The sequence below is a fragment of the Pectobacterium sp. CFBP8739 genome, from assembly GCF_013449375.1.
Taxonomy (GTDB): domain Bacteria; phylum Pseudomonadota; class Gammaproteobacteria; order Enterobacterales; family Enterobacteriaceae; genus Pectobacterium.
The window spans coordinates 33997-51398 of sequence record NZ_JACDRR010000004.1; the positions used below are offsets into that span (position 1 = coordinate 33997).

11 protein-coding genes are annotated in these 17402 nt (G+C 52.1%); 6 read left to right on the forward strand and 5 right to left on the reverse strand.

The window, feature by feature from the left end; genetic code table 11:
- The first annotated feature begins 75 nt into the window (after positions 1-75).
- Both metE and H0247_RS00640 read left to right on the forward strand, forming a co-directional pair.
- Positions 76-2340, forward strand: coding sequence for a 5-methyltetrahydropteroyltriglutamate--homocysteine S-methyltransferase (gene metE / locus H0247_RS00635; RefSeq protein WP_180740778.1), 2265 nt, complete (start codon positions 76-78; stop codon positions 2338-2340).
- A gap of 537 nt (positions 2341-2877) precedes the next feature.
- On the forward strand, positions 2878-4539 hold the full coding sequence (locus H0247_RS00640; RefSeq protein WP_180740779.1) for a methyl-accepting chemotaxis protein: 1662 nt from the start codon (positions 2878-2880) through the stop codon (positions 4537-4539).
- 94 nt (positions 4540-4633) lie between these two features.
- Here the strand turns inward: H0247_RS00640 and H0247_RS00645 are convergent, their stop codons facing one another.
- Positions 4634-5461 (reverse strand): dienelactone hydrolase family protein, encoded by an 828-nt coding sequence (locus tag H0247_RS00645; RefSeq protein WP_180740780.1) that lies wholly within the window; start codon positions 5459-5461, stop codon positions 4634-4636.
- Between the two features lie 67 nt (positions 5462-5528).
- On the reverse strand, positions 5529-6206 hold the full coding sequence (locus H0247_RS00650; protein ID WP_180740781.1) for a YafY family protein: 678 nt from the start codon (positions 6204-6206) through the stop codon (positions 5529-5531).
- An 87-nt stretch (positions 6207-6293) separates the two neighbouring features.
- Between H0247_RS00650 and H0247_RS00655 the strand changes: the two genes are divergently transcribed.
- The 3 genes from H0247_RS00655 to H0247_RS00665 all read left to right on the forward strand — a co-directional run bounded on the left by H0247_RS00655 (position 6294) and on the right by H0247_RS00665 (position 8846).
- The gene (locus H0247_RS00655; protein WP_180740782.1) at positions 6294-6890 is read left to right on the forward strand and encodes a hypothetical protein; all 597 of its coding nucleotides are present in this window, start codon (positions 6294-6296) and stop codon (positions 6888-6890) included.
- Positions 6891-7144: 254 nt separating this feature from the next.
- Positions 7145-7915: a uridine phosphorylase gene (gene udp / locus H0247_RS00660; RefSeq protein WP_015842159.1), complete on the forward strand. Its 771-nt coding sequence runs from the start codon at positions 7145-7147 to the stop codon at positions 7913-7915.
- Positions 7916-8063: 148 nt separating this feature from the next.
- Complete coding sequence (locus tag H0247_RS00665) at positions 8064-8846, forward strand: tyrosine-protein phosphatase (protein WP_180740783.1); 783 nt, start codon at positions 8064-8066, stop codon at positions 8844-8846.
- A 122-nt stretch (positions 8847-8968) separates the two neighbouring features.
- Here the strand turns inward: H0247_RS00665 and ppc are convergent, their stop codons facing one another.
- Together ppc and H0247_RS00675 are read right to left on the reverse strand one after the other, a co-directional pair.
- The gene (ppc, locus tag H0247_RS00670; protein WP_180740784.1) at positions 8969-11608 is read right to left on the reverse strand and encodes a phosphoenolpyruvate carboxylase; all 2640 of its coding nucleotides are present in this window, start codon (positions 11606-11608) and stop codon (positions 8969-8971) included.
- 242 nt (positions 11609-11850) lie between these two features.
- Positions 11851-13224 carry a PTS transporter subunit EIIC gene (locus H0247_RS00675; RefSeq protein WP_180740785.1) on the reverse strand — a complete coding sequence of 458 codons (1374 nt, stop codon included), beginning with the start codon at positions 13222-13224 and terminating at the stop codon, positions 11851-11853.
- 322 nt (positions 13225-13546) lie between these two features.
- Between H0247_RS00675 and H0247_RS00680 the strand changes: the two genes are divergently transcribed.
- Entirely contained in the window at positions 13547-14746 is a 1200-nt protein-coding gene (locus tag H0247_RS00680) for a starvation-sensing protein RspA (RefSeq protein ID WP_180740786.1), read from the forward strand.
- A gap of 82 nt (positions 14747-14828) precedes the next feature.
- On the opposite strand, the gene rdrB is transcribed toward H0247_RS00680, so the two are convergent.
- Positions 14829-17402, reverse strand: a complete 2574-nt coding sequence (rdrB, locus tag H0247_RS00685; RefSeq protein ID WP_180740787.1) for an antiviral RADAR system adenosine deaminase RdrB — start codon at positions 17400-17402, stop codon at positions 14829-14831.

Sequence of the window (17402 nt, forward strand, 5' to 3'; positions counted from 1 at the left end):
TTGCGCTTGTAGTTACTACACTACCTGCGGATTATGGATGTGTAAACATCTGGACGGCTAAATGAGGAATTAACGATGGCGATTGTGAATCACACACTGGGTTTTCCGCGCGTTGGATTACGCCGTGAACTGAAAAAAGCGCAGGAAAGCTACTGGGCGGGTAACGCGACACAGGAAGCGCTGCTGACCGTTGGACGTGAGCTGCGTGCGCGTCATTGGCAGCAACAGAAGGATGCTGGCGTTGATCTGCTGCCAGTGGGTGATTTCGCCTGGTACGACCATGTACTGACCACCAGTCTGCTGCTGGGTAACGTACCCGCACGTCATCAGAATGAAGACGGCTCGGTCGATTTGGATACACTGTTCCGTATTGGCCGTGGACGTGCGCCAACCGGCCAGCCTGCCGCTGCCGCTGAAATGACCAAGTGGTTTAACACTAACTATCACTACATGGTGCCAGAGTTCACCAAAGGGCAGCAGTTCAAGTTGACCTGGACACAACTGCTGGATGAAGTGGATGAAGCACTGGCGCTGGGCCATAACGTGAAGCCTGTTTTGTTAGGCCCAGTTACCTATCTGTGGCTGGGTAAAGTGAAAGGTGAGCAGTTTGATCGTCTGTCGCTGCTACAGGATATTCTGCCTGTTTATCAGCAGGTGCTGGCTGAACTGGCGAAACGCGGGATTGAGTGGGTGCAGATTGATGAACCTGCGCTGGCGCTGGAACTGCCGCAAGCGTGGCTGGCCGCGTTTAAACCGGCTTACGATGCGTTGCAGGGTTCGGTGAAGCTGCTGCTGACGACCTATTTTGATAGCGTGAGCCAGAATCTGGAAACGATTAAAGCGCTGCCGGTTCAGGGGCTGCATATTGATCTGGTGCACGGTAAGGATGATGCCGCGACGCTGAGCGCCCAACTGCCTGCTCATTGGGTACTGTCTCTGGGGGTGATTAACGGCCGTAACGTATGGCGCGCCGATCTGAGCAATTGGTTCGAGCGTCTGCAACCGTTGGTGGGAACGCGCGATCTGTGGCTGGGTAGCTCATGCTCACTGCTGCATAGCCCTATCGATCTGAGTGTAGAAGTGCGTCTGGATGATGAAGTGAAGAGCTGGTTTGCCTTTGCGATTCAGAAATGTGCGGAGCTGTCACTGTTGTCTCAGGCATTGAATAGCGGCAACGGTCAGGCACTGGAAGCCTACAGCGCGCCGATTCGCGCCCGTCGTACCTCAACGCGTGTGAATAACGCCGCCGTTGCGCAGCGTCTGGCAGCGATTACCGCACAGGACAGCCAGCGTCAGAACGTGTATTCGGTGCGTGCGGATGCTCAGCGTGAGCGCTTTAATCTGCCAGCATGGCCGACGACCACGATTGGTTCTTTCCCGCAGACCACGGAAATTCGCGGCTTGCGTCTGGATTTCAAACAGGGGCGCCTGGATGGCAATAACTATCGCACCGGCATTGCCGAGCACATCAAGCAGGCTGTCGCTGAGCAAGAGCGTCTGGGGCTGGATGTGCTGGTGCACGGTGAAGCCGAGCGTAACGACATGGTGGAGTATTTCGGTGAGCATCTGGATGGGTTTATTTTTACCCAGAATGGCTGGGTACAGAGCTACGGTTCTCGCTGTGTGAAACCGCCTGTCATCATTGGTGATGTGAGCCGTCCAGAAGCGATCACCGTTGAATGGGCGAAATACGCACAGTCTCTGACCGACAAGCCGATGAAAGGCATGCTGACCGGTCCGGTGACCATCCTGTGCTGGTCGTTCCCGCGTGAAGACGTCACGCGTGAAACTATCGCTAAACAGATTGCACTGGCGCTGCGTGATGAAGTGGCAGATTTGGAAGCCGCAGGTATTGGCATCATCCAGATTGACGAACCGGCGCTGCGTGAAGGTCTGCCGCTGCACCGCTCGGACTGGGACGCGTATCTGACCTGGGCAGTGGACGCTTTCCGCCTGAATGCCGCCGTGGCGAAAGATGATACGCAGATCCATACCCACATGTGTTATTGCGAGTTCAACGACATCATGGATTCTATCGCCGCACTGGACGCCGACGTGATTACGATTGAAACCTCTCGTTCCGATATGGAACTGCTTGAGTCGTTTGAAGAGTTCGAGTACCCGAATGAAATTGGCCCCGGTGTTTATGATATCCACTCCCCGAACGTACCGAGCGTGGAGTGGATGGAAGATCTGCTGAAGAAAGCGGCACAGCGTATTCCCGCTGAACGCCTGTGGGTGAACCCGGATTGCGGTTTGAAAACCCGCGGCTGGCCGGAAACGCGTCAGGCTCTGGCGAATATGGTTCAGGCAGCACAGCGTCTGCGTGAAACTCAGTAATAGTTAATGGCTAATGCTATCAGGGAGGCGATGGCCTCCCTGATTTTTTTACAGCTAACGAGTAGATAAAAATACGCACTATTTTTCGTCGTATCTCGATTGTTTATTATTTCTCCCCTGCAAATTTTCTTCCTTCCCGAAAATTAACTATATTGTCTTTCCTTTAATAAAATCGCCGCGCTATCCCCCTTGTTTTTCTGCATTGACTGGTAGGTTATTTGTCGAAAAGGATTATTTATCCGCTATCAATATATTTATTCCTCGTCGGAGTTAATCGACGCCGTCATAAAGCTAGGGAAGATTGTGCCGATAAGGTAGACGGCATGGAGGCGGCTCTGGGTTTACCAATAGAGCGAGGTTGTTTGTATTTTTTAACGTTTTATTTATGTTGAAAGTGCACCTGCAATTACTCATTTATGGGTATTTATATACACCCGTAAAGCCTATTTATTTTCCCGAAAAACGATAATTCCCCACTCTGCGGCGTTATTAGACGAGCAGCAGTCATTATTATGTATTACCTAAAAGGAGTGAGACATGAGTTTAGCAAATTGGCGAATTGGCTATCGATTAGGAGGCGGATTTGCCATCTTGATTCTGATGTTATTTACCGTGAGTATTTTTTCTTTGTCTAAACTGTCCTCTTTTCAGGATGGTGCCAGAGATATCGTCAAAGAGGTTTATCCGCAAACGGTAGATGCTACTGACCTCATCGATAACGTGAATGGGCATTTTGTCGCTTATTTGCAGATGATGCTGGTATCCGGTCAGGATCAGCGTCAGGAGTATGTCGATCGGATTATGGCGTACCGCAAGGAAATTAGCCGCCTACTCGACAATCTGGAAAGCAATGTCTCAGGCGAGCATGCCCGTAAACAGGTAGGTGTTATCCGCGGGCTTCGTGCCGAGTTCATCAAGTCTGGCGATAAAATTATTAGTGATGCGCTGGCGGGTAATAACGACGTTGCTGTGAAGGAATTCAATAGCAACCTGAACGTCATTCAGCGCAATTACCGTGACTCGGTGAAGCAGTTGGTGAATTACCAAAATGATGCGATGGATAACTCTGTCGAGACCATGGCTGAGGTATACAGCAACACCCGCATGATTTTGCTGCTTATTTTGGCGCTGGGTGCCGTATTTGGGGCGCTGATTGCCTGGGCGATCACGCGCAGTGTAACCCGTCCAATAGAGCAGGCTTTGCAAGTGGCAGACAGAGTGGCACAGGGCGATCTGACTTCACGCATCACGGTGACCAGCAAGGATGAAACCGGCTTGCTGTTGCAAGCGTTGGATCGCATGAACACCAGCCTGAGCACGATTGTCGGCCAGGTGCGTGATGGGGCGGAAACGATCTCGACAGCGGCGTCACAAATCACGGCCGGTAATCAGGATCTGTCATCGCGTACTGAAGAGCAGGCCAGCTCGCTGGAAGAAACCGCTGCCTCAATGGAGCAACTGGCATCCACCATTAAAAACACGGCAGAAAATACCCATCAGGCGACGGAGATTGCCAATAAGGCGACCGGTGCGGCGAAACAAAGCGGTGATGTCATGCTTTCCGTGACGCAAAAAATGCGCGGCATTCGTGATTCATCCCAGCGTATGGCGGAAATCATCGGCGTGATTGATGGCATCGCTTTCCAGACCAACATTCTGGCGCTGAATGCCGCCGTTGAAGCCGCGCGTGCGGGTGAGCAAGGGCGTGGTTTTGCGGTGGTGGCGGGGGAAGTCCGTTCTCTGGCACAGCGTAGTGCGACCGCCGCGCGGGAGATTAAGGATTTGATCGACGATTCCGTAAGCAAAATTCGTGAAGGCATGGAACTGGTTGATACCGCTGAAGAAATGATGGGTGGATTAACGGCCCACGTGAAGGACGTACACGACATTATCAGCGAGATTTCGCAGGCCAGTCGTGAACAGAGCGATGGGATTAACCAGATGAATCTGGCGATTGGACAGATTGATACCACGACCCAGCAGAATGCGGCTCTGGTTGAAGAGTCTGCCTCTGCGGCGCTGTCTCTGCAAGGCCAAGCCTCCGTTCTGGCGGAATCCGTGAGTGCGTTTAAGCTGCTGTCTTATGGCAGTGGCAAAACCGCTGCGTACGCCTCAGCGCCCGTGCGTACCCCAACGCTGTCTTTAGCACCTGCTACGGTGAAAGGTCAGGGCAATAACGGCGATTGGACGTCGTTCTAACGCTGTTTGTCTTTGTCACGCGGTAAAACACAAACGCCCCCGGTGACCGGTGGCGTTTTAGCGAATAGCTAAGTATGAAAACGGTGTGGTGACGTTACGCCACGCCGTTTTTCTGGAACCACGCCAGCATACGCTGCCAGCCGTCTTGTGCCGATTCTTCATGGTAGCTGGGGCGGTAATCGGCATGGAAAGCATGACCAGCCTCGGGGTAGACGATGATATCTGCCGCTGCATTGGCTGCGCGTAGCGCTTGCCGCATCGTATCAACCTGTGTCAACGGAATCCCTTCGTCCTTCGCGCCATATAACCCCAGCACAGGTGCTTCCAATTCCGTGGCAATATCGACCGGATGTTTGGGGCTATTCAGCGTTTTCTCCCCCGTAAACTTACCGTACCAGGCAACGCCTGCCTTGAGCTGCGGGTTGTGTGCGGCGTAGAGCCAGGTGATGCGCCCACCCCAACAGAAACCGGTGATCGCCAGCTTACTGGCATCGCCGCCCTGTTTAATCGCCCAGTTGGCGGTGCGATCAAGATCGGACAGCACCTGCGTATCCGGCACCTTATACACCAGTTCGGTCAGGAGCCGCTGAATGTCGTTATAGTGGCTGGGGTTACCCTGACGGAAATACAGCTCTGGCGCAATCGCCATATAGCCCTGTTTGGCCAGCCTGCGGCAAACGTCTTGAATGTGTTGATGAACGCCGAAAATCTCCTGCACCACCAGAACGATAGGGAGCGGCTTGTCATGCTTCGCCGGTCTGGCGATATACGCAGGTAGTTGCTCACCCTGAGAAGAAATAGTGGTTTCACTGGCAATAATACCGACGGAATCCGTGGTAATGATGGAGGCGGTCTGCGGTTCCACCGCCGGGGACAGCCCCTGAGGAAGATGTTTGAAGGTCGTCTGTTCATCAGTCTTCATTACGCGCTCTCCTGTCATCGATGAAGCGTTGCTAGTGGGATTGTGCCTACAGTGTGTTGAGATGTACTTACAGCGTGCTGAGATAGTCTTCGAAGCGTTTTCCTTTCTCTGGCCTGAAGTATAGGCCGGTCTCCGCCACTGACGTGAGGTTATCTACCCGTAGATTACGAAAGTCTGAACGAGTTTCACACCATATCGTGAGTAACCATACGGTATCAAACAGGGTTAAACCAAGGGGACGGGCGACTCGATCACTCTCTCTTCCTTGCAGATCAACATAGGTAATACGCAATTTGAGCCTGTTACGAATGGCCAGACGAAGAAAAGCCAGATGATTTATGGCCCTCTCATTTTCCTCGGTATGTCGAGAAACCGCTCTGAGAGGAAGCAACTTATAGGTCTCTGCTTTTTTGGCGCCAATCACCGCGCTGATTTTTGCTGAAACTCGGCTGGCCGCTGCGGAAAGCATGTCATCGCCTCGGACACCTATCAGCCGCATTCCCAGCATAATGGCGTCCAGTTCATCTGGGTCAAAGTTAAGCGGGGGAAGGAAGTAGTCTTTTTCAAGTAGGTAACCGAGTCCCGATTCACCGCGAATAGGGGCACCGATGGTTTGTAGTGCCGCCATGTCCCTGTAGATCGTTCTGACCGATACATTCAACGCTTGAGCTAATATTTCCGCTGATACTGGGTGTACGCGGCCGCGAAGATGGTCAAGTAAAGAGAGTAGCCGAATTGTTTTCATGAGAAGAGATTACACCACCCTGACAAGTTCTGTCAGGGTGGTGTAATACGATTCAGACTTCATATCATCCTGATAACGGAGTTCATCATGACTACCCCATGTTACGAAATCGTCACTTACACGGTAAAAAACCAGCAAGAGGCCGATTCAGCGCGCGCATCGGCACAACGTCTTTTAAAGCATTTCCCTGGGTTTATCGACTGGATCGCATTTTCAGGTATCGATAGCTCTGCCGAGCGTGTCGATCTTGTGGTGTGGAATAGTCTTGAAGCAGCACAAGCTGCGGCAAAAGCGGTTGAAAGCCAACCGGAATTTTCCTGTTTCAGATCTTCTGTCAGTACGTTGCACAGCATGGGGCACTACACCGTTCACAGGGAGCACGCACCGCCGGTAGCAAGCAGAGGCGGTATCGAAATAGGGCGATTTCGTCTCAAGCAGGGGATTCAGGAGAGTGACATGCGCCAAGCGTATCATCAGATGGTAGAACGTCACCTTTCACTTCAGCCGGGCTGGAAAAGCCAGCATTTAGTCAGTCTGGATAATGGCGTTTTTATCGATCTCGCCTTTGCCGACAGTCAACCGTATGCAGAAGCGATTTGTGCATCATGGCAGGGACAAGCGGTATGTCATGCCTTCTTGGAAATGATTGAACCGGAAAGTATCGAGTTTGGTTCGTTGTGGTAATCGATAAGGCTAAAGAATCTACACTAAAAGACAATTAATCAGCAAAAGCGGATTTCTTATCCGGTTAATTGTGATTCAGATCGCATATTTTATGTATGTTGATGTTTGTTTCTTTTTCATCGGTGATTCTTGTCACTTAAAAAAATGTAGTGATGCGCTAGAGTCTTTTTATTGAACGGACGCCTACAGGCTGCGTTTATGGGGCGTCCAGCGCGATTTCTCTGAATACCCAATTGATTGCCCGGGAGGCAGTTATGTCTACATCTGATGTGTTCCATCTTGGTCTGGTCAAGAACGATTTACAGGGCGCGACGCTGGCGATCGTGCCCGGCGATCCTGAGCGTGTCGAAAAAATTGCTCGCTTGATGGATAACCCGGTACATCTGGCATCACACCGTGAATTTACGTCCTGGCGTGCGGAACTGGACGGCAAGGCGGTTATTGTTTGCTCGACCGGTATTGGTGGCCCATCAACGTCCATCGCGGTAGAAGAGTTGGCACAGCTCGGCATTCGTACTTTCCTGCGCGTTGGTACGACGGGGGCGATTCAGTCTGGTATCAATGTGGGTGATGTGTTGGTGACCACCGCTGCTGTCCGTCTTGACGGTGCAAGCCTGCACTTCGCGCCGATGGAATTCCCTGCTGTGGCTGATTTCGGCTGTACCACTGCGCTGGTGGACGCGGCGAAGGCGTCGGGGGCGGCGTTGCACGTCGGCATCACGGCGTCTTCCGATACGTTCTACCCAGGTCAGGAACGTTATGACACTTTCTCTGGCCGCGTTGTACGTCGTTTCCGCGGTTCGATGGAAGAGTGGCAGAGCATGGGCGTGCTGAACTACGAAATGGAATCCGCCACGCTGCTGACCATGTGCGCCAGCCAGGGGTTAAAAGCGGGCATGATCGCGGGCGTGATCGTGAACCGTACCCAGCAGGAAATCCCAGATGCGGCGACCATGAAGCTGGCTGAAACCACCGTGATTAAGGTGCTGCTGGACGCCACTCGCCGCTTGTTAGCGGCTGAATAAGCACAAAATTGATGGTATTTTGGGCTGGTCATCGCAGAGGCTAGCCCTTATTCTGATAACTTGTTCTGGTTTATTGGGTTAACCTGCGACATGCTCTGCGTGTGTAATACGGTTACCTTGCTCGCCTTTCAACCTCGCAAGGAGATGTATGACCGAACCAACGTTGCTTCATCCCTCTTTATTACCGCTGGACGGCGGAATCAACTTCCGCGATTTAGGCGGTAACCGCGCTGCTGATGGGCGGCTTATCCGACACGGCAAACTTTTTCGCTCTGGCTCGCTGGATCTGCTCAGTCAGGCTGACTGCGAACACCTTGCTGGCGTGCCGATTTCTCATGTGGTGGACTATCGGGATGCCGATGAAATTGCGCAGAAGCCCGACGTATTGTGGACGGGGGCTAATTATCACGCTTACCCCGCCAACCCATTGCGCCATGAAGTGACGGCTAATCTGGATTCATTGGGATCCGATGTGCTGGCGGCGTTTGATTCTCGGGCGTTTATGTTGGAACTTTATCGCCGTTTACCTTTCAATAACTCGGCCTATAAACAGCTGGTATCGCTGCTATTACGGCCAGATGACGGCGGGCTGGTACAGCACTGCGCTGTGGGTAAAGATCGCACGGGTATCGGCTCAGCGCTGGTGATGTTTGCGCTGGGTGCGGATGAACAGACGGTGATGGAAGATTACCTACTGACGGAAACGACGCTGACGCCATTTCGCCAGCAACTGCTAACGCATTTGTCGGCAACGCTGAATGAGAAAGCGCTGGGACAGTTCTCTTATGTGCTGTCAGTGCAGGAAGAGTTTATCGTGACGGCGCTACAGGCCATCTACGAACGACACGGTTCGATCGATAGCTGGCTTGAGGTGGAATACGGTCTGGATAATCGTGCGCGGAACTATTTGCAGGATAAATATCTGGCGTGAGATTTTCTTCATATTATTGGCGAATCGACTCCATCATCACCGCTGACTGATTTTTTCAGCAACAAAGGCCGGTCAACTGACCGGCCTTTGTTTTGTCGTGTAGTTTTTTGCTGGATGCGCAATTAACCCGTATTACGCATACCTGCCGCGACACCAGCGATGGTGACCATCAGCGCCAGCTCCAGATCGGCATCCGGTTTTTCCTGCTGACGCGAACGATGCAGCAACTCGGCCTGCAACACGTTCAGGGGGTCGGTATAGACGTTACGCAGGGCGATCGACTCGGCGATCCATGGCAGATCCGCCATCAGGTGATCGTCGTTAGAGATCGCCAGGACGATGTTGATATCGGCGGCCAACTGATCGCGCAGCTGTTTCCCTAACGGCCACAGCTTCTCTTCGACCAGACGCTGATCGTAATATTCCGCCAGCCACAGGTCGGCTTTGGCGAACACCATCTCCAGCATACCGATGCGCGTTGAGAAGAACGGCCAGTTGCGGCACATTTCTTCCAGCTGTTCCTGTTTACCGTCATCCACCACTTTCTGCAACGCGGCACCTGCACCCAGCCACGCTGGCAGCATCAGACGGTTCTGCGTCCAGGCGAAAATCCACGGGATAGCGCGCAGGCTTTCTACACCGCCGTTCGGACGACGCTTGGCCGGACGTGAACCCAGCGGCAGTTTGCCCAACTCCAGCTCCGGTGTCGCAGCGCGGAAATACGGGACGAAATCCGGATTCTCACGCACGTATCCACGGTACATATCACAGGACACGCGAGACAGCTCATCCATCACCTCGTGCCATTCCTGTTTTGGTTCCGGCGGCGGCAGCAGGTTTGCTTCCAGAATCGCGCCGGTATACAACGCGAGGCTGCTGATGGTGACTTCCGGCAGGCCGTATTTAAAGCGGATCATCTCGCCTTGTTCCGTCACCCGCAGGCCGCCTTTCAGGCTGCCTGGCGGTTGTGACAGCAGCGCGGCATGAGCCGGGGCGCCACCGCGACCGATGGAACCGCCGCGTCCGTGGAACAGCGTCAGTGCGATACCGGCTTTCTCACAGGTTTTGATCAGCGCGTCCTGTGCACGGTACTGCGCCCAAGAAGCGGCCATTACGCCCGCGTCTTTCGCGGAGTCGGAATAGCCGATCATGACCATCTGCTTGCCCTGAATAAAGCCGCGATACCAGTCGATGCTCAGCAACTGCTTCATGACATCATCAGCGTTGTTCAGGTCGTCCAGCGTTTCAAACAGCGGCGCGACCGGCAGGGCGAACGGACAGCCTGCCTCTTTGAGCAGCAGATGAACGGCCAGCACGTCGGAAGGCGTGCGCGCCATTGAAATAACGTAAGCGGCGATGGAACCCTGCGGCGCTTTGGCGATGACCCGACAGGTATCCAGCACTTCTTTGGTATCCGCACTCGGTTCCCAGTAGCGTGGCAGGAGCGGGCGCTTGGAACTCAGTTCACGAATCAGGAAGGCTTGCTTGTCGGACTCTGACCAGCTTTCGTAGTCACCCAGACCCAGATAACGGGTAATCTCAGCCAACGCTTCGGTGTGGCGGGTGCTTTCCTGACGGACATCGATGCGGACCAAAGGCACGCCGAAGCAGCGCACACGACGCAGCGTATCCAGCAAGCGACCGTCGGCGATGATACCCATGCCGCAGGATTTCAGCGACTGGTAGCAGGCGTGGAGCGGTTCCCAAAGTTGTTCGTTGGTAATCAGCAGATCTTTAGGGGGCAGACGCTCTTCACCCGTCAGGCGCGCTTCCAGATAGTTCAGCGTACTGCTCAACTGTGAACGCAGTGATTTCATGATGGCGCGATACGGTTCCTGCACCTCGCTACCACCGGCCAGTTCCAACAGCTCCGGCGTACATTCGGACATCGACAGCTCGGAAACCAGCACTTGAATATCACGCAGGAACAGATCGGCGGCTTTCCAACGGCTGAGTAGCAGCACATGGCGAGTCACTTCTGCCGTCACGTTCGGGTTACCGTCGCGGTCGCCGCCCATCCAGGAGGTAAAGCGCACCGGAACCGCGTCAACGGGCAGACGGTAGCCGAAAGCCTGTTCCAACTGCTCATCCAGCTCGCGTAAAAACGCAGGCACGCCTTCCCACAGGCTGTTTTCCACCACGGCGAAGCCCCATTTGGCTTCATCTACCGGGGTAGGACGAATTTTACGGATCTCATCGGTATGCCAGGACTGCGCGATCAACTGGCGCAGACGACGCATGATCTGGTTACGTTCATAATCCGCCAGATCGTTATGGTCGAGTTGCTTGAGACAGGTATTCACTTCCACCAGCTTGTGGATCAGCGTCCGGCGGGTAATTTCGGTTGGGTGTGCGGTCAACACCAGTTCGATCGACAGCGACTCTACGGCATCGCGGATATCGCGTTCGGTCAGATCTTTGCTTTCCTTCAGGCGCTCAAAAGCGCTGGAAAGCTGTGCCGGGTTGCTCGCTGCCTCACCGTGCGGTGAAATCGTATGATATTGCTCAGCGGTATTGGTCAGGTTAAGAAACTGGCTGAATGCGCGGGCAACGGGCAACAGTTCATCGTTAGACAGGTTTTGCAGCGTGGTCAGCAGCTCCTGACGATGTTGTTCATTACCTGCGCGGGAAGACTTTGACAGCTTGCGAATTGTTTCGACTTTATCAAGGATGTTTTCACCCAGCGCTTCCTTGATGGTATCGCCGAGAAGCTTGCCGAGCATACTGACGTTACTGCGCATTGCGGAATATTGTTCGTTCATAGTTACCCTGACCATCCCTACCATTTTTGTAAGTTTATTTCACTTGACATATTTTGACGCACTGCCTCCATCTAGCCACGATAAGGCGGATTCGTCAATTGACGATTCTTTCTTCCCCTTATTCTTTGTACTTGCATTGAGGCGGGCTTGGCAATTTGTGAAATTTAATTACAGGGGCGCGGATATTAGACTAACTAATCAGAGAGGAAAGAGGGCGGGGCGCAACGGCCCCGCGAGTGCGGTTACGCCTGTTTGGAGGCTCTGACAACTAGGATGTAGGTCAGCGTGAAAGAAAGCACGATGGCGATGGCCATGCCGGAAACGGCGTAGCTAAAGTACGGGCCGATATAGGCTGGCAGGCTGAAAATACTCGACAAGATGTAGCCATACAGCCGGACACCGAAGTACGCGATAAAGGCTGAGGCGATGGAGCTGGCAATCGTCGCGGAGATAAATGCTTTTTTATACTTGGTCAGTACGCCGAAGAGTGCAGGTTCGGTAATGCCGAGCAGCGCAGACACCCCAGCAGAGAGCACGACGGATTTGTCCTGACGGGTTTTGGCATGGAAGTAGATGGCAAACGTGGCGCCTGCAATCGCCATATTCGCCATGCACATCATCGGCATCAGCATATCAAAGCCCTGATTGCTGAAATTTTGCAGCGCAATAGGCGTCATCGCGTGATGCATGCCAGTCAGGATAGCGACAGGCCGAATCGCACCGACCACGAAGCCAGCAAAGATAGACGACACATCGAACAGACTCTGAATAAACAGCGCCAGCAGTTTACCGAGATAAATCCCGAATGGCCCGATAACGGTGAGCGACACCAGTGCGGCGATAAACAGCGTCAGCGTTGGGGTAAATACGGTTTTCAGCACCGAAGGCATGATTCGGTCGACCCAACGATGGATATAGCTCAGTGCCAGCACGGAGAAAATCACTGGGATGACGCTAGCAGCATAGTTGAACACCGGAATGGGTAGCATACCCATGAAGTAAAAGGCGCTGACCGCATTAGGGCTATTGCTGGCTAGTGCCTTCGCCGCTTCTATCAACGACGGGTACATCAGGCAGGCTGCAACAGCCGCTGCCAGATATTCGCTTGTTTTAAATATCCTGGCTGCGGAGATGGCGAGGAAGAAAGGTAAGAAATAGAACACACCGCTGGCGATCAGGTCGAGGACGATCACGGTATCGGTTTTGGCAGAGACCACTTTCAAGGCAATCAGCCCTGCCAGCAGCCCTTTGATCATCCCGGCACCCGCGATGGCGGGAACGATTGGGCCAAACACGCCGGAAACCGTATCCATAAACAGTGAGACCAGCCCTTTTTTCGCTTTCTGCGCATCGGGCTGCGTTGTTGTTGTAGGCGAAAGTTGGGCGTTCAGCAGTTCGTAATACTCATTGACCTGTGGCCCGATAATAATCTGAAACTGTTCACTCTGGTGTTGCGCACCTAATATACCGGGCAGATTTTTTATCGCCTCGGTTTGCACTTTACTTTCATCAATTAAATCGAACCGAAGCCGTGTCATACAGTGCCAGGCTTTATTAATGTTTTCGTTTCCACCAACCAGTTTAATGATTGACTGAATAACGTCATTTTTTCCCATGGAATAAACCCCCAATATGACCTTATGTTATTTTTGGCCGAATTATTTCCTCAGATAATAAAATCTTAAAAAATAAAAAACAAACCAATAAAACATGATGTTCATCACATGATTAGTTTGTAGCGGGGGTTTTATTGCTATTATTTAATAATTGGTCTGGTTTTTTTGTCAATTCAATGGATTTTTCAAACCAAAATAATTCTTTTAAAGAAGAGGTTTACAATAAAAGAAAAAATAAGTAGAAAACAAAAAAGAAACTGATTTTTAGACTGCATTTTTTCCGGTTAGCGCTATTCCGTAAAATGCATCGGAGGATATTTTTTTGTTACCGACAATCATTACTGACATTGAATGTCTTGTTACCCGCCCAGACCGCCATAATTTAGTAACGGTGGTGGTTTACACGAATAAAGGCGTCACGGGTTATGGCTGTGCGACCTTCCAGCAGCGCCCATTGGCCGTCAAAGCGATGGTGGACGAGTACCTCAAACCGCTTCTGCTAGGACGAGATGCTAACCACATTGAAGACCTGTGGCACATGATGATGGTCAACGCCTATTGGCGTAACGGACCGGTGATCAACAATGCGGTGGCGGGCGTCGATATGGCGCTGTGGGACATCAAGGGCAAGCTGGCGGATATGCCGCTCTATCACCTGTTTGGTGGGAAATCCCGCGATGCCATTGCCGCTTACAGCCATGCTGCCAGCGATACGCTGGACGGGCTTTATCAGGAAGTGGATCGGCTGTATGCGCAAGGTTATCGTCATATCCGCTGTCAGCTAGGATTCTATGGCGGCAATCCCGATGCGCTGCACAGCACGCGGCAACCGACGGAGGGAGCCTATTACGATCAGGATCAGTACATGGCTAACACGATCGCCATGTTCCGTGCACTGCGCGAGAAATACGGCGATCGTTTCCACATCCTGCATGATGTCCATGAGCGCCTGTTCCCGAATCAGGCGGTGCAGTTCGCTAAAGCGGTAGAAGCCTATCGCCCCTATTTCATCGAAGATATTTTGCCGCCTGCGCAAAACGAGTGGCTGGCGCAGATCCGCAGCCAGAGCGCGGTGCCGCTGGCGACTGGAGAGCTATTTAATAATCCTGCCGAGTGGCAGAATCTGGTGATTAACCGCCAGATTGATTTCATTCGCTGCCATGTCTCACAGATTGGCGGGATTACACCTGCGCTGAAGCTGGGTGCGTTCTGTCAGAACTTTGGTGTTCGGCTGGCGTGGCATTGCCCACCGGATATGACGCCTATCGGCGCGGCGGTCAACATTCACCTTAATATCCACCTGCACAATGCTGCGATTCAGGAGTTTGTCGCTTACCCAGAAAATACGCGTCAGGTCTTCCCGCAGGCAGTGGAGCCGGAGAATGGCTATCTGTATCCGATTGAACGCCCCGGTATTGGCGTCGGTATCGATCTGGATGCGGCGCGGCAGTTCCCCGTTGTCTATCGTCCGCATGAATGGACGCAGAGCCGCCTGCCTGATGGCACGATGCATACGCCCTAAGTCAGCGTCACGGCGACTGGCGGAAGGTTAGGTTATCGAGGTTGACGCCTTGCCCGTAAGAAGCAAGGCAACGTTGAGCGAGTTATTCTTGTGGATAGCCCGACTTCATGTTTTGTTTTATATGATTGGCTTTAAAAAGCGAAACGCCTTTTTCCCGTATCGCCGAAATCCATATGTCAGCCATCCAGCTACCAATATCAAAGCACCGTATGACGGTTTCTCTCATAATACGGTGCTCATTCGCTATGGTGGTTGGCATAAGTGCACTGTCATCAGTATTAATACAGATTGATAACGGACCAGAGCGTAAACCATAGCGATTATATTTTCCGCCAGGTTTCAACCAATCCGGTTGCGGCGGGTTCCAGCGAAACAGAGGATGCTCGTGATATTTTTCAAGACGGCCAATATAAATATTCGAGGTTGGGCATGCTTCAATAACCAGGCCGAGCCGGCTGTATTTTTCCATCAGAAAATCCTGTATTGCTTCGTACAACCGAAGTTCTCCTGACGAAATTAGATCCCCATCTTCTTGTATTTGTGGCGAAAAACACTCTCCGCTGTCTGGTTGGCAGTTAACTGAAATGATGCGGTTGATCCAGTTTTGTTCATGTTCTTCTAGCCCACTATTCAGATAGCGTTGCCAGAGCGTTTTTGCTGTTTTACGATCTTTATCGTCCCCCTTATCTTCCAGTAACAACGCCATATCAGGGGCCCACTCCGTGCGATTAGCCAAGTCAGCCTGCATATCCTGATAATCAATCCAGTTGCGCCGTAGCAACCAGGCACGGTAAAGCTGATTAGGGGTATAGATATCGTTGAATATCTGCTGTGACCAGTGATGAATCTTGTCGCGTAGCTGGTGCATCACCGGAATATGTTCAGCAGTGTGTTGAGAGAGCTGTACTGCCTGATGATAGGCCCACACTAAATTATCCAGATGTTGCCCTGCTGTAAGGTACGCACGGCGTTGGCGTTGTGCCCAAAGCATGACGTCTATCCCTAGCGCTAACCCGTGTCCGATGCGGTCGCCTTCACGTAACTGACAAAACTCTACCGCTTCATCTATCGCACGCAGGCCGCTGAGCAGGTGGCTGTAATCCTCACCGGCGTGTACGGTAATGAAAGGGCGTGGTAAGCGAATGGATGACAACATGCCTGCGGGGTATTTGGCTGCACGTAATACGCGCAAAACGGGAGCAAATACTTCAATCGGCAGTTCATTTTCATTGCCTGCAACATCATAGCCACGTACCAGGCGGCGTACATCAATGAGTTGTGCTGGCTGGCTGATATCCGTCTGATTGGGTATGGGAACGGCCTGAAGTGTGACTGAGGCCGAGAACCTTTCGAACGCTCGGACTTGCTGTAATAATTTGGCGCGAAAATATTGCCAACGTTTATCGTGTGGAGACGAGTTTTTAGGGATGCTACGGGTAAAATGAACGACTAAATGCGCCTGTTCAGGCACATGCCAGCGCTGGTGTTGTGCAAAAAAATCTCTCAGCTTATGGTGATAAATATTGGGACGCCGTTCGGTATTGCCTATTACTTCGTCCGGTGAGACGCGATATTCACGCGATACGGTAGCGGGTAAATCGTAACGCACGGCCTGCTCTTTGGAATAGGACTTATTGGCGCGGCGAATGTCTGTAGTGAAAAATTCAACAAACTGACCTAATCCAACCGCAGAAACCACCATATAGTTACGTAGAATCATACAAGCCCGAATCAGGTTATCTAGGCCGCTTTGATAACTGACAGTGTGTCTTTGTAGCATTAGGCCGCAGCAGAACAGGAGCCATCGCTGGTGACCAAGGTAGTCGGTTGGCGATGCTGCATGATGCAGTAACCGTTGTTGGGCATTATTGACACCATAAGATTCAGCGTACTCACGTAGCAGCCACTTTTGCTGTTCGGGCAGACCAAGTGGACCGAAATCAATCTCTACTGGTGTGCTGGCGTAAATCTGCTTCAGCAGTTCGGCGCTGTATCCTGCAATCCACGCGGGTAATTGGTTTTTATTCAGGCGTTCACTTTCAAACAGGCGATACTCTTCACGCTGTGGCCAGATGAGCGTAGATTTCAAACGCGCATCCCCCATCATAAAACTGAGCATGGATAATGATGTATAGCCATGTCCGTTAAAGTGTACATGGTTATCAGCATAATACGTATCGCTTTGGTCTGCGGGAAACGCAAAGGCGCACTGACGTTTGGTCAATAGCGTAACCAGTTCCCACTCGTCCAGTACCTGCTGTTGCACTAAGCGAACATAAGCACAGGAAATGATCCACGTAGGGTCAATCACCGAGCAGAGCTTCAGCCAAGCATCCAGATGTTCCTGACGGACTTCAAAACAGTCCCCTTGCCAAATGAGAAAGGTATCAGCAAGCTGAGCCAATAGGCTGAAACTATCCTGTTGGGCGGAGGGTAATCGCCACTGTTGCAAGTTACTGGCAATATCCTCTTTACGCAGATGGTTACCAAAGGAAAATTGGTAGTCTTTTACTGCCAGAGTCAACAGACGTTTTTCTTCAGAGGTCACATCCAGATTGATGGCTTGGTGAATATGCTGTTGCAAATGGAAATGAAATAGCCTGTCCGATGCCAGATAAGCACAGGGCACGAGCCAACGTGGATCTTGGGTATACAT

Bases quoted from the DNA above. Each gene is read 5' to 3' on its own strand.
- H0247_RS00645 (WP_180740780.1), bottom strand. From the start codon at position 5,461: ATGAAGACTGATGAACAGACGACCTTCAAACATCTTCCTCAGGGGCTG.
- H0247_RS00675 (WP_180740785.1), bottom strand. From the start codon at position 13,224: ATGGGAAAAAATGACGTTATTCAGTCAATCATTAAACTGGTTGGTGGA.
- metE (WP_180740778.1), top strand. From the start codon at position 76: ATGGCGATTGTGAATCACACACTGGGTTTTCCGCGCGTTGGATTACGC.
- H0247_RS00640 (WP_180740779.1), top strand. From the start codon at position 2,878: ATGAGTTTAGCAAATTGGCGAATTGGCTATCGATTAGGAGGCGGATTT.
- H0247_RS00665 (WP_180740783.1), top strand. From the start codon at position 8,064: ATGACCGAACCAACGTTGCTTCATCCCTCTTTATTACCGCTGGACGGC.
- rdrB (WP_180740787.1), bottom strand. From the start codon at position 17,402: ATGTATACCCAAGATCCACGTTGGCTCGTGCCCTGTGCTTATCTGGCA.
- ppc (WP_180740784.1), bottom strand. From the start codon at position 11,608: ATGAACGAACAATATTCCGCAATGCGCAGTAACGTCAGTATGCTCGGC.
- H0247_RS00650 (WP_180740781.1), bottom strand. From the start codon at position 6,206: ATGAAAACAATTCGGCTACTCTCTTTACTTGACCATCTTCGCGGCCGC.
- H0247_RS00655 (WP_180740782.1), top strand. From the start codon at position 6,294: ATGACTACCCCATGTTACGAAATCGTCACTTACACGGTAAAAAACCAG.
- udp (WP_015842159.1), top strand. From the start codon at position 7,145: ATGTCTACATCTGATGTGTTCCATCTTGGTCTGGTCAAGAACGATTTA.